7 protein-coding genes are annotated in these 13,562 nt (G+C 70.2%); 4 read left to right on the forward strand and 3 right to left on the reverse strand.

Going from position 1 to position 13,562, the window contains the following annotated elements:
* Positions 1-36: 36 nt before the first annotated feature.
* The 3 genes from NRB56_RS12690 to gltB all read right to left on the reverse strand — a co-directional run bounded on the left by NRB56_RS12690 (position 37) and on the right by gltB (position 7,594).
* Positions 37-957 (reverse strand): cutinase family protein, encoded by a 921-nt coding sequence (locus NRB56_RS12690; RefSeq protein ID WP_153341655.1) that lies wholly within the window; start codon positions 955-957, stop codon positions 37-39.
* Positions 958-1,473: 516 nt separating this feature from the next.
* Positions 1,474-2,943, reverse strand: coding sequence for a glutamate synthase subunit beta (locus NRB56_RS12695; protein WP_319942915.1), 1,470 nt, complete (start codon positions 2,941-2,943; stop codon positions 1,474-1,476).
* Positions 2,936-7,594 carry a glutamate synthase large subunit gene (gene gltB / locus NRB56_RS12700; RefSeq protein WP_153341659.1) on the reverse strand — a complete coding sequence of 1,553 codons (4,659 nt, stop codon included), beginning with the start codon at positions 7,592-7,594 and terminating at the stop codon, positions 2,936-2,938. The genes NRB56_RS12695 and gltB overlap by 8 nt, the downstream gene beginning before the upstream one ends.
* Before the next feature lie 918 nt (positions 7,595-8,512).
* On the opposite strand from gltB, the gene NRB56_RS12705 reads away from it, so the two are divergent.
* From NRB56_RS12705 to NRB56_RS12720, 4 genes are all read left to right on the forward strand, one after another.
* Positions 8,513-10,189: a DUF4407 domain-containing protein gene (locus NRB56_RS12705; RefSeq protein ID WP_153341661.1), complete on the forward strand. Its 1,677-nt coding sequence runs from the start codon at positions 8,513-8,515 to the stop codon at positions 10,187-10,189.
* 159 nt (positions 10,190-10,348) lie between these two features.
* Positions 10,349-11,251 (forward strand): hypothetical protein, encoded by a 903-nt coding sequence (locus NRB56_RS12710; protein ID WP_153341664.1) that lies wholly within the window; start codon positions 10,349-10,351, stop codon positions 11,249-11,251.
* A complete protein-coding gene (locus NRB56_RS12715) occupies positions 11,248-12,327 on the forward strand; it encodes a DUF4129 domain-containing protein (RefSeq protein WP_319942916.1) in 1,080 nt (359 codons plus the stop codon). The genes NRB56_RS12710 and NRB56_RS12715 overlap by 4 nt, the downstream gene beginning before the upstream one ends.
* A 182-nt stretch (positions 12,328-12,509) precedes the next feature.
* A complete protein-coding gene (locus NRB56_RS12720) occupies positions 12,510-13,562 on the forward strand; it encodes an AAA family ATPase (protein WP_153342143.1) in 1,053 nt (350 codons plus the stop codon).

Here is a 13,562-nt window from a genome sequence, read left to right on the forward strand (position 1 = left end):
GCAACGGGAGTGGCCTTCGGTGTATATCGCGGCGGATCAGACCATGCCGGCGATCCAGTTGTGCATCCAGCCGATCGCGGACTGCCCGCCGTCGACCCGGTAGAAGCCGTAGGAGGTGTGCGCGCCGGAACCGTAGAAGTCGGTGAGCTGCTGCATCCGTTCCTTGTTGGCGTCCTCGGTGAGCTGCGAGCCCAGGGTGGCCACGCCGCCGTGCGCCATCAGGTCGCCGATGATCGAACCGGCCTCCATCTGGTAGCGCCACAGGTTGAGCGGGCTCGGGTCCGACGCCTGGGCCAGGAAGCCCGCCATCCGGAACAGGTAGTCCGTGTCGTCGGTGGCGCAGTACAGATCGCCTTCGGCGCAGATGGTCCGTACCCGGTCGCTGAGGAAGCCGAAGCCACCCACCCGCGGCCCACCGGCGCCGGCCCCGCCGACCAACGGGCCGACCTGGACATCGGTCGGCGACCGCCGCGGATCGGAGATCAGGCCCACGCCGGCCACCCGGGCGGGCGGCACCACGCCGATTCCGGTACCGATCTCGGCCGCGAGGTCACCCGCGGCATCGGCGCCCTGGCTGTACCCGACGATGGCGAAACGCGTTGCTCCGCAACGGGCTGCCATGCTGCCGATCAGACCGCGCGCGTTGTCGACGGCCTGCTTCTTGGACGCACCGTAGATATCGCCCTCCCACGGGAAGGCGGTGGCGGCGTAATCGACGTAGTCGACGTCCACCGACCCCGGCAGCCCGCGAGTCACACCGGCGAGCATGCCCGGACCGGACATGTCCTCCGGGCGATCCTTACCGGTCTCCCAGGTACCGGGGATCGCAACAACATACAGATCGGGGCAACCCGGATCGGCTGCCGCGGCACCACTTCCGAACGCGACACCGGTCATCGAGCCCAGCGCTGTAGCCGCGGCCACTGCGGTGGCGGCAGCAATCCTCTTCAACCGCATACTGCTCCAGTTCAGCCAGCCCCGACCCTGGGGCTTCCGACCATGTTTGGGTGATCATCGTGTCGGCGCGGAATGGCAGTGTGGTTAACGTTCGTGAAACTGGTTACCCGCTACCTGTACCCCGTCGGCGATCTCCGCGAACAGCATAAACGGTCGGCGGCATCCCCGCTCGTCACCACGGCGCGTTTCGGCGATACACACAGCGGCCGTGGCGAATCGCTGTCGATCCGCCGAGGCCGAAAGGCGACATCCCCGCGGATCGAAAGCCGCGGGGATGTCGTGTTCCCGCTGTGATCGGCAACCGCGAGCGCCGAGTCGTCGCGGTGCGACGGTATTCGGTTATCGCCGGGCAACATTGCCCGGCCCAGCTCGGCGGCGGTTGCCGGATAGTCGCTGCGCGACGGTACCGGACTATCGCGCCGCGACGGTGCCGATTACCGCTGCGACGGTGCCCGACTATCGCTTTACCGCTGCGACGGTGCCCGACTATCGCTTTACCGCGGCGACGGTGCCCGACTATCGCTGCGCGACGGCGGTGGGCGTGATCGGCGCGGGCAGCGCGCTCTCGCCCTCCAGGTACCGATCCGTCGCGGCGGCGGCGGAACGGCCCTCGGCGATGGCCCACACGATCAGCGACTGGCCGCGACCCATGTCACCGGCCACGAACACGCCGGGAACCGTTGTCTGCCAGTTGCTGTCGCGCATGACGTTGCCGCGCTGGTCGTAGCCGATGCCCAGATCCTGGAGCAGGCCCGGCTTCTGCGGGCCGACGAAGCCCATCGCCAGCAGCACCAGATCGGCCTCGAGGGTGAAGTCGGTACCCTCGACCTTCTCGAAGCGGCCGTTGACCATGGTCACTTCGTGCGCCTGCAGCCCGGTGACCTTGCCGTCCGCGCCGACGAACCGCTCGGTGTTGACCGAGTAGACGCGCTCACCGCCCTCTTCGTGTGCCGAGGACACCCGGTACATCAGCGGGTAGGTCGGCCACGGGGTGGAATCGGCCCGCGCGGCCGGCGGCCGCGGCATGATCTCGAACTGGTGCACGCTCTCGGCGCCCTGCCGGTGCGAGGTGCCCAGGCAGTCCGCGCCGGTGTCGCCACCGCCGATGATCACGACCTTCTTGCCCTTGGCGTGAATGGGCGGCAGCCCGTCCGCGTCGGCGATGTCGTCGCCGAGTTGAACCCGGTTGGCCTGCGGCAGGAATTCCATCGCCTGGTGCACGCCGTCGAGATCCCGGCCCGGCACCGGCAGATCGCGAGCGATCGTCGAGCCACCGGCCAGCACCACCGCGTCGTACCGCTCCCGCAGCTGGGCCGCGGTGATGTCGACGCCCACGTTCACCCCGGTCTTGAAGATGGTGCCCTCGGCCTCCATCTGCGCGATCCGGCGGTCGATGAACCGCTTCTCCATCTTGAATTCCGGGATGCCGTACCGCATCAGGCCGCCGATGCGGTCGTCGCGCTCGAACACCGTGACCGTGTGGCCGGCCCGGGTCAGCTGCTGCGCGGCGGCCAGGCCGGCGGGGCCGGAACCCACGACCGCGACCCGCTTACCGGTCAGTCGCGTCGGGTAGACCGGCTGCACCCAGCCCTCGTCGAAGGCGTTCTCGATGAGCTCGACCTCGACCTGCTTGATGGTCACCGGATCCTGGTTGATGCCGAGCACGCACGACGCCTCGCACGGCGCCGGGCACAACCGCCCGGTGAACTCCGGGAAGTTGTTGGTGGCGTGCAGGCGATCGATACCGTCGCGCCACCGGCCCTTGTACACCAGGTCGTTCCACTCGGGAATCAGGTTGCCCAGCGGGCAACCGTTGTGGCAGAACGGGATACCGCAATCCATGCAGCGGCTGGCCTGGGTCGACAGCGTGTCGTGCGAGAACTTGTCCTCGTAGACCTCTTTCCAGTCCAGCAGGCGAAGCGGCACCGGACGGCGCTTCGGCAGTTCCCGGCTCGTGTGCTTCAGGAATCCCTGTGCGTCAGCCACGTGCAGCCTCCATGATCGCTTCCTCCACGTCCCGACCGTTCTTCTCAGCCTCGGAGATAGCGAGCAGAACCTTCTTGTAATCGCGCGGCATGACCTTGACGAAGTGGTTCACCTGTTGCGACCAGTCGCCGAGAATGCCCTCGGCCACCGCCGAGCCCGTTTCGTCACGGTGACGGGTGACGATGTCGTGCAGCCAGGTGAAGTCGTCACCGGACAGCGGCTCGATCGCATCCGTCTGCTCCGCCGAGATGTTCGTGGCGAAGGTGCCCTCGGGGTTGTAGACGTAGGCCACGCCGCCGGACATACCGGCACCGAAGTTGCGCCCGGTCGCACCGAGCACCACCACCCGGCCACCGGTCATGTACTCGCAGGCGTGGTCGCCCACACCCTCGACCACCGCGGTGGCGCCCGAGTTGCGTACGGCGAACCGCTCGCCGACCACGCCGCGGATGAACGCCGCACCGCTGGTCGCGCCGAACAGGATCACGTTGCCCGCGATGATGTTGTCCTCGGCGACGAAATCCGCCGGGGCGTTCAGCGACGGCCGCACTACCAGGTGGCCACCCGAAAGTCCCTTGCCGACATAGTCGTTGGCGTCACCGAGCACCCGCAGGGTGATACCCGCCGGGACGAACGCGCCGAAGCTGTTGCCCGCGGATCCGGTGAAGGTGATGTCGATGGTGTTGTCGGGCAGGCCCGCGCCACCGTAGAGCTTGGTCACCTCGTGGCCGAGCATGGTGCCGACGGTCCGGTTCACGTTCGTGATCTTGGTATCGAACTTCACCGGCTTGCCGCGCTCCAGGGCATCGGCGGCCTGGGCGATGAGCTGGTTGTCCAGCGCCTTGTCCAGACCGTGGTCCTGGGCCTTGGTGTTGCGGCGGTCCTGGTACATGAACGCCGTCTCGGTCTCGTGCAGGATCGGCGAGAGGTCGAGCTTGCTCGCCTTCCAGTGCTCCTTGGCCCGGGAGGTGTCGAGCAGTTCGACCCGGCCGATCGCCTCGTCCAGCGTGCGCAGGCCCAGCGCGGCCAGGTGCTCGCGCACCTCTTCCGCGATGAACAGCATGAAGTTCTCGACGAACTCCGGCTTGCCCGTGAACCGCTGCCGTAGCACCGGATTCTGCGTGGCCACACCCACCGGGCAGGTGTCCAGGTGGCAGACCCGCATCATGATGCAGCCGGAGACCACCAGCGGCGCGGTCGCGAAGCCGTACTCCTCGGCGCCGAGCAGCGCGGCGATGACCACGTCGCGGCCGGTCTTCATCTGACCGTCGACCTGCACCACGATGCGATCGCGCAACCCGTTGAGCAGCAGCGTCTGCTGGGTCTCGGCGAGGCCGAGCTCCCAGGGACCGCCCGCGTGCTTCAGCGAGGTCAGCGGTGAGGCGCCGGTGCCGCCGTCGTGACCGGAGATCAGCACGACGTCGGCGTGCGCCTTGGAGACGCCCGCGGCGACGGTGCCGACGCCCGGCTCCGCGACAAGTTTCACGTGAATCCGCGCCTGCGGGTTCGCGTTCTTCAGGTCGTGGATCAGCTGTGCGAGATCCTCGATCGAGTAGATGTCGTGATGCGGCGGCGGCGAGATCAGGCCGACGCCCGGCGTCGAGTGCCGCACCTCGGCCACCCACGGGTAGACCTTGTGGGCCGGCAACTGACCGCCCTCACCGGGCTTGGCGCCCTGGGCCATCTTGATCTGGATATCGGTGCAGTTGGTCAGGTAGTGCGCGGTCACGCCGAAGCGGCCGGAGGCCACCTGCTTGACCGCGCTGCGCCGCCAGTCGCCGTTCTCCTCGACCTCGAAGCGGGCCGGATGTTCGCCGCCCTCACCGGAGTTGGAGCGGCCGCCGAGCCGGTTCATCGCGATGGCGAGGGTCTCGTGCGCCTCCGAGGAGATCGAGCCGTAGCTCATCGCGCCGGTGGAGAACCGCTTCACGATCTCGGTGGCGGGCTCGACCTCGTCGATCGGGATCGGCCGGCGGTCACCGGTCCGGAAGGCGAACAGACCGCGCAGCGAGGCCAGCCGCTCGGACTGGTCGTCGACGAGCTTGGTGTACTCCTTGAAGATCCGGTACTGACCGCTGCGGGTGGCATGCTGCAGCTTGAACACCGTGTCCGGGTTGAACAGGTGGTACTCGCCCTCGCGCCGCCACTGGTACTCGCCGCCGACCTCGAGCTCGCGGTGCGCGCGCTCGTTGTGGTTCTCCAGGTAGGCGAGGTTGTGCCGGGCGGCCACGTCGGTGGCGATGTCGTCCAGCCCGATGCCGTCCAGCGGCGAGAGCAGACCGGTGAAGTACCGGTCGACCAGCTCCTGGGACAGGCCCACGACCTGGAACAGCTGCGCGCCGCGATAGGAGGCGATGGTGGAGATGCCCATCTTGGACATCACCTTCAGCACGCCCTTGCTCGCGGCCTTGGTGTAGTTGGCGACCGCCTTGTGGTAATCGGCCGACAGGCTGCCCTGGCCCAGCGACAGCGCGCCACGCTCGAGCATGTCCTCGATCGACTCGAAGACCATGTACGGATTCACCGCGGCCGCGCCGAAACCGTTCAGCAGGGCCATGTGGTGCACCTCGCGGGCGTCACCGGCCTCGACCACCAGGCCGACCTGGGTCCGGGTGCGGTCCCGCACGAGATGATGGTGCACCGACGCGGTGAGCAGCAGCGACGGGATCGGCGCCAGCTTCTCGTTGGACTCCCGGTCGGACAGGATGATGATCCGCGCGCCGCCCTCGATGGCCGCCGACACCTGGGTGTTGACCGCCTCCAGCGCCTTGCGCAGACCCTTGCCGCCCTTGCGGACCGGGTACAGGCCGTGCACGACCACCGAACGCAGGTTCGGCCGGCTGCCGTCGTCGTTGATGTGGATCAGCTTCGACAACTCGTCGTTGTCGAGGATCGGCTGGGTGGTGGTGATCTGCCGACAGGACTCCGGGCCGGGATGCAGCAGGTCGGCCTCGGGACCGATGGTGCCGCGCAGGCTGGTCACCACCTCCTCCCGGATCGCGTCCAGCGGCGGGTTGGTGACCTGGGCGAACAGCTGCGAGAAGTAGTCGAACAGCAGCCGCGGCCGGGCCGACAGCACCGCGATCGGGGTGTCGGTGCCCATCGAGCCGAGCGCCTCGGCGCCGGTCGTGGCCATCGGCGAAACCAGGATGTTCAGATCCTCGGTGGTGTAGCCGAAGATCTGCTGCCGAATCCGCACCCGGTCGTGCGGCATGTGCACGTGCGGACGATCGGGCAGGTCGGCGAGCTTGACGACGCCCTCGTCCAGCCACTGCTGGTACGGCTCGGCCGCGGCCAGCTCCGACTTGATCTCGTCGTCGCCGATGATGCGGCCCTGCGAGGTGTCGACCAGGAACATCCGGCCCGGCTGCAGGCGGGCCTTGCGGACCACCCGGGCCGGATCGATGTCCAGCACGCCGACCTCGGAGGCCATCACGACCAGGCCGTCGTCGGTGACCCAGATGCGGGACGGGCGCAGGCCGTTGCGGTCGAGCACCGCGCCGACGACCGTGCCGTCGGTGAACACCACCGAGGCCGGGCCGTCCCACGGCTCCATCAGCATCGAGTGGTAGCGGTAGAAGGCGCGGCGGGCCGGGTCCATCGACTCGTGCCGTTCCCACGCCTCGGGGATCATCATCAGCACCGCGTGCGGCAGGCTGCGGCCGCCGAGATGCAGCAGTTCCAGCACCTCGTCGAAGCGAGCGGTGTCGCTGGCGCCCTTGGTGCAGACCGGGAAGATCTTCTCCAGCCGGTTGCGGCCCGACTGATCGGCGCCGAACACGTCGGAGTTCAGCAGCGCCTCGCGGGCGCGCATCCAATTCTCGTTGCCGGTGACGGTGTTGATCTCACCGTTGTGCGCGACCCGGCGGTACGGGTGCGCGAGCGGCCAGGACGGGAAGGTGTTGGTGGAGAAACGGGAGTGCACCACGCCCAGCGCCGACTCGACGCGGTCGTCCTGCAGGTCCAGATAGAACGCCCGCAGCTGCGGGGTGGTGAACATGCCCTTGTAGACGAAGGTCTCGCCGGACAGGCTCGGGAAGTACACCGTCTCCTTGCCGACGCCCTCACCGGCGCCGGAACGGCCCAGTTCATGCTCGATCCGCTTCCGGACGACGTAGGCGCGGCGCTCCAGATCGAGGCCGGACAACTGCTCGGCGCCGTCGGCCGGGGAGGCGATGAACAACTGACGGAAGGACGGCATGGCGTCGCGCGCCAGCGCACCCAGCGACGATTCGTCGATGGGCACCTCGCGCCAGCCCAGCACGGCCAGGCCCTCTTCCTTGACGATCTTCTCCACGCCGTAGCAGGCACGGGCGGCCTCGCGACGGGCCTGCGGAAGGAAGGCGATACCGGTGGCATAGGAACCGGCCGGCGGCAGCTCGAAGCCGGCTCCTTCCTCGGCCAGGACGGCCCGGAAGAACTTGTCCGGGAGCTGGATGAGAATGCCGGCACCGTCGCCGGAGTTGGGCTCGGCGCCGGCGGCGCCGCGGTGCTCCAGGTTCAGCAGCGCCGTGATCGCCTTGTCGACGATGTCGCGACTGCGACGGCCGTGCATGTCGACGACGAACGCGACACCACAGGCGTCGTGTTCGTACGCCGGGTCATAGAGACCGACGGGGCCAGGTGACCTATGGCCAGGAAGTTGCGTCATGCCCTCTGCCTTCAAAAAAATCAGGCCTTCGATGAATGCGGCCTTCGCCGAACGCCTCCGTCTAGACTGCATCCGGACGGACATTTCTCCAGACCAGCGGCGCTGATGGTCTTCCCTGCAGTCAACTTTCCAGTTGTCCACCCGCTCCGGATGTCGTCGTCGGGTGCTCGGTGGTAGCGGGACACTGCGTCTCCGCCACAACCGCGCCGTTCCCTCCCGGTAGGGATAGCGTGTATCCGCCGACCGCGAGGGGCCGGCACGATCCGGGTGATGCAGTCGGACATTCAGTACCGACGTCAGAGCAAACGATAAGTCAGGACCGGGGCGCAACCAACTAAGGTTGCGCTAATTACCTCGTCTACCTGGGCTTCTTCATCGGTCCTCCACTGCCTGCGCGTTCTCCAGTGTAAAGCAGGCAACGCGGATCGCCTCAGTCGGCTTCGCCACTGCGAGCGACGCCGGGCCGCCTCGGTCGCCGCAGCTCCCGCATGCTCGCGACATGCCTTCCACCTGCACCGAAGCAGAATTCCCCCGGGCCGGGCCCGACAAACCACCGACCGGTACGGCTAACTTTCCGGACACCTGATGGTGACATTGCCGATACGCGGACGACATGCCCAGCATATGTTCCGACCGTACGGAATGGTTCTATATGGCCCTCATATGGCTAACTCATGGCAACCGATAGCAGGGGTTGCCGGGTGTTACTGTGCAATGCGTCACACCCCGTCACGTAAGCGGCTCGGCTTGTGACGATAACCACATCCTGGCCGCGACGCGCGGTACGGTCGCCCTCGGCCTGCCACGCTGAAGCCGAACCGTCGCCTGCCCGTGCCCAGTCCGGCCCCGGTGGTCCGCCGACCGGCCGGTGCGGTGCCTGTGCGATGAGCCCATCGGGACCGGAGAGGCTGTGAATCCATGACCGCCGCACTCACCTGGCTCGGTGGCGCCGGCTCCGACCTCGACGACCGGTACGAACGGTCCGGTTACACGGTGTCGGGCGCGATCGTGATCGTGGTCGCCGCCGCGGCGGGGACGGTCACCGGTCTGGCCGGCGCCGCCGCCGACTGGTCGCCGCTCGCGGTCACCGCCGGCGCCGCCGGGACGGCGCTGCTGTTCGGCGGGCTGGCCCGCACGCTGGTCACGGCCTCGCAGTCGGCGCGGGCCGACGGCGCCCGGGGCGAGCGGATCACCCGGGTCGTGGCGGCCGTGCTCGCCGGGCTGGTCGTCGCCGAACTGGCGAGCACGGTCCTGCTCGGCGCCGCGATCGGCCGACGGCTCGACGACCAGGCCCGGCAGTCCGCCGAGTCCGCCCCCGCGGTGGTCACCGCCCGCGCCGCCGCCGAGGCCGCCCACGCCGACCGGACCGCGCTCGACCGCACCCTGGTCCAGGCCCGCGCCGATATCGATCAGGCGTTGATCGTCGCGCGTTGCGAATATCACCCGACGCCGGAATGCCCGCAGACGATGATCACCGGCGTGCCCGGCTACGGCCCGGAGGAACGCACCGCCGACGCCATGCTCGACGACGCCCGCGGCCGGTTGGCCGCCGCGCAGGCCCGGATTCCCGCGCTGGACCAGCGAGTGACCGATGCGGACAAGGCCGTGGCCCGGGCCCGCGCCGATGCCACGGCCGGATCCGGGCACGGACTGGGCGCCCGCTGGGTGGCGATGAACGCCGAGACCGCCGCACATCCCGGCGCCCTGCTGCTGCGGCTGGTCGCCGCCGCCGTCGCGGTGCTCGTGGCCCTGCTGCCGCTGTCGCTGCGCTGGTGGCGCGGCGAGACCTCGCTCGATCGGCGGATCGCCGCCCGGACCGTGGTCGCCCGAGCCGAGCAGGAGGCGGCCACGACCCTTGCCATCGCCCGATCCGAGGCCCTCGCCGCCGCCGAACGACTGCGCGTCGAACAGGAATCGGACGCGGCACGGGCCGCCGCGGAGGCCGATATGGCGATCGACCGCGAGCGGCAACGCCGCCGGGTGGTCGCGGCGCTCGGCGGCCTCGAGATCGGTATCGAACAGCCGCGGCGCGGCGGTATCACCCAGCCGCGGCGCGGCGGTATCACCCAGCCGCGGCGCGGCGGTATCGAACAGCCGCGCGGTGGAGTCGCCGCGCTCGACGCCCCCGCACCGCATCCGGACGCCCGCACCGACGAGGAGCACAGCGTGACCCCACCGCAGCGACCGATCCCCGCGACCACCACCGGCGGCGACCTGGAACTCCCCCTGCTCGGCGCCATCCCGTTCACCGGCGCGGCCGCGCGCCTGATCCGGCCGCTGGTACCCGGCTTCGTCGCCCAGGCCGTCGACACCGCGGTCGGCACCGCCACCGCCCCGCTGCGCACCGTGCGCCAGGTCTTCGTGGAGGCCGAGGAGATCACCTTCACCCTCCGCCGCACCCGCCGGGTCACCGTGGAGACGCAGGAGTTCGGCGGCTCGGCCGCCGCGGCCGCGCCGGCCACCGAGCATCCGATCATCGATCTCGACGATCCCGCGTACCTGGATCCGGCCGGGACCGCGAAGGCCGATCACCGGCTCCCCCGGGCGGGCGGGCGATCGGAATCCGATGGTCCGCAGGAACTCCCCGGCCGGTGACCCGGATCACTTCCGGAAGTGGTTCGTACGGGCGATGTTTCACGTAGAACACGAAAATTCCCCGATGGCGGCCGAATTCGGTCGCTCCTGACCGGTTCCGGCGCCGATCACCGCGCCGGATCGAGCCGGATGTCGCCCGATCCGGATAGACTCGGGCGCGTGTTTCCAGGCGAGGCCGCGGGGGCCGGTCTGTCGCCCGATCCGGTGAGTGGTGCCGCACGGCTCGATCCGGCGGATGCGGGGCTCGACGCGCCCGAAGCGATTCCACTGCGTCCCTTGGGCTTCCGAGAACTGCTCGATCTACCCTTCGCACTGATCCAGCCGCAGATCGCGACGCTGGGCGCGGTGTGCGGTATCGGCTTCGCCGTCGCCGAGGGCGTCGTGCTGGCGATCACCGCGGCGATATCGGCCGCCACCGGAGGCTCCGACGCCGGCATCGCCTGGACGGCGATCATCGCCACCGTATTGTGCGGCGGCGCACTGCGATTCGTGGTGCGCGGGGTCACCGTGCCGATCGGGCTGGCGCGGGTCCGGCGGCGGCCGATCGGCGCCCGGACCGCGCTGGCCGAGTTCGGCCGAAATCTCGGTGGGCTGCTGATCCTGCAGATCCGGTACACCCTGGTGGGTCTCGGCGTACTCGCGCTGGGGATCCCACTGCTGATCACCCTGCCGCCGGCGCTGTTGCTGCTGGGCTGGTTGCGCGGCCGCCAATTCGCCTCGGTACCGGTGCTGTTCGAGGAGCGGGTCCCGGCCGGGGTCGCGGCCCGGCGGGCCCGGACGCTGGCGATCGGGTCGGAGTGGCGGCTGGCCAGGCTGTCCTGGACGCTGCGCCTGGTGTCGCTGCTGCTGGTGCCGCCGCTGCTCGGGCTGATGTTGTTCGTCTCGCAGATATCCGGCACCCACCTCTGGCCGATGATCGGGCTGGGGGTCGCCACGGCCCTGGTGGCGTTCACCTTCACCGAACTGGTGGAATCCGCCGCCCGGGTCACGGCCTACATCGATCGGCGCTGCCGCCGCGAGGCCTGGGACGTCCGGCTGCCCGTCCCCGAGGAGGCCCGGTGACCGATCCGGATCGGGTACCACCACCGGCCGGTCTGGGACCGGCGGGCGCCCATCGCGCCGCCGCCGACACCGCGGCCGCGCGGCAGGATTTCGATGTCGCACTGCGCGAACGGTTCCGGGCGGTGCTGCGCGGGCTGGAACAGGGTGGCGCCCTGCCGGTGCGGCGCTCCCGGACCGCCCGCGAGACCGCCGCGGACGCCGCACGCCTGGTCGAATTGTCCGATGCCGCCGCCAGTTTCGACGAGGTCGTCTACGGCGGCCGCACCGCGACGCCCGACGAGTACCGGCGCCTGGCCGAATCGGACCGCTTCTCCCAGGCCCCACCGCCACCACCGGAACCCGCGGAACTCGCCGCTCCCGGCGACCGCCCGCGCCGCGCCCGGCGCACCCTGCCCGCTCTCCCCGGGAGCCGCCGGTTCTGGCTGACCCTGCTGGCGGTCGTGCTGGCCGCCCTCGTGGTGCTGTTGCTGATCCGGCTGGCCGGCGCGCCACACGCCCCACCGGTACCCGACCCGGCGCCGCACCCCCCGCCGACCTCACCGACCCCGAAACCGACACCGCCGCCCCGGGACCACGACTGGGGCGCGGGCGACGACTCGATCTTCGGCCGCTGGCCGCCCTGGATCGCCTTCGGTGGACTGCAATGGCTGCTCTGCGCCGCCGTCGTGGTCTGGTGGCGGGCCCGGCGCCGCGGCGCGCTGGTCGGCGAGCCACTCCCGGTGGAGGCGCCGGCCCATGAACTGCTGGCCGGACATGCCGCGCTCTACCGCCGCGCGAACGATCCCGATCATGTGGCGGCGATCCTGCGGGCCGCCACCCTCCGTCGCATCCGGCCCACCCTCGACCTCCCCGCCGGTGCCCCGCCCCCGCGGGTGATCGACGCGATCGCCCGCCGCACCGGCCTTTCGCCGACCCATCTCGGCGCGACCCTGTTCGGTCCGGTCCCCGATACCGCAACGCTCACCGCGGTGGCCGGCCACCTGCTCGTCATCGAGACGGAACTGGACCGGAACCGGGACCACCGCGCGAATCCTGTGCGGCGCGACCCGGCCCGCCCGGCGACGGAGGCGATATGACGGATCCGGCGCCGCCCGATCATCCGGCCGCACCACGACCGCTCGCCACACCCGGCGGCCACGGCGCTGCCCCCGGTAACACCGCAGCCCCGGAACACGAACCCACGCCCGACCACACCGCCGTACCCGACACCACCGGAACCGCCGGAGACGCGGCGGCCGCCGAAGCCGAAAAGGCCGAGATGACTGATCTGACGCATACCCCGCCGACCGACCATGGAGGGCGCGCCGACGACGCCACGACGCGGCTGGACGCCCCGGCCACGGCAACCGCCGCGCCGACCGCCGACGAGGCCCGCCACGCGCTCGGCGCGCTGCGCGGGGAGATCGGGAAGGCCGTGGTCGGCAACGATCCGGCCGTGCTGTACCTGGTGCTCGCCCTGCTGTGCCGCGGCCACGTCCTGCTCGAGGGTGTGCCCGGCGTGGCCAAGACGCTGCTGGTCCGCGCGCTCGCGGCGGCCCTGGATCTCGACCATGCCCGGGTGCAGTTCACGCCCGATCTGATGCCTGGTGACGTGACCGGATCGCAGATCTACGATCCGCGGTCGGCCGAGTTCACCTTCCGGCACGGCCCGGTGTTCACGAATCTGCTGCTCGCCGACGAGATCAACCGCACCCCGCCGAAGACCCAGTCGGCCCTGCTGGAGTCGATGGAGGAGCGTCAGGTGTCGGTCGACGGGCAGCCGCGGCCGCTGCCCGATCCGTTCGTGGTCGTCGCCACCCAGAATCCGATCGAGCAGGAGGGCACCTATCCGCTGCCCGAGGCGCAGTTGGACCGGTTCCTGTTCAAGGTCGACGTCACCCTGCCCGACCGGGACGCGGAGTTCCACGTGTTGCGCCGGCACGCGGCCGGATTCGACCCGCGCGACCTGACCGCGGCGGGTCTGCGCCCGGTGGCCGGCGCCGCCCATCTCGCGGCGGCCCGCGCGGCGATCGGCGCGGTGACGATCGGCCCGGAGGTGCTCGCGTACATCGTCGACCTGTGCCGCGCCACCCGCACCTCCCCGGCGGTGCAGCACGGCGCCTCCACCCGCGGCGCCACCGCGCTGCTGGCGGCCGCCCGGTCCTACGCCTGGCTCACCGGCCGCGGCTTCGTCACGCCCGACGACGTGAAGGCCGTCGCGATGACGGTGCTGCGGCACCGGCTGCAACTGCGGCCGGAGGCGCAGCTCGACGGGGTGACCGCCGAGAGCGTGCTGTCCGGGCTGCTGCTGTCGGTTCCGGTTCCGGTGTAG

The organism is Nocardia aurantia, from assembly GCF_009604425.1.
Classification (GTDB): Bacteria; Actinomycetota; Actinomycetes; order Mycobacteriales; family Mycobacteriaceae; genus Nocardia; species Nocardia aurantia.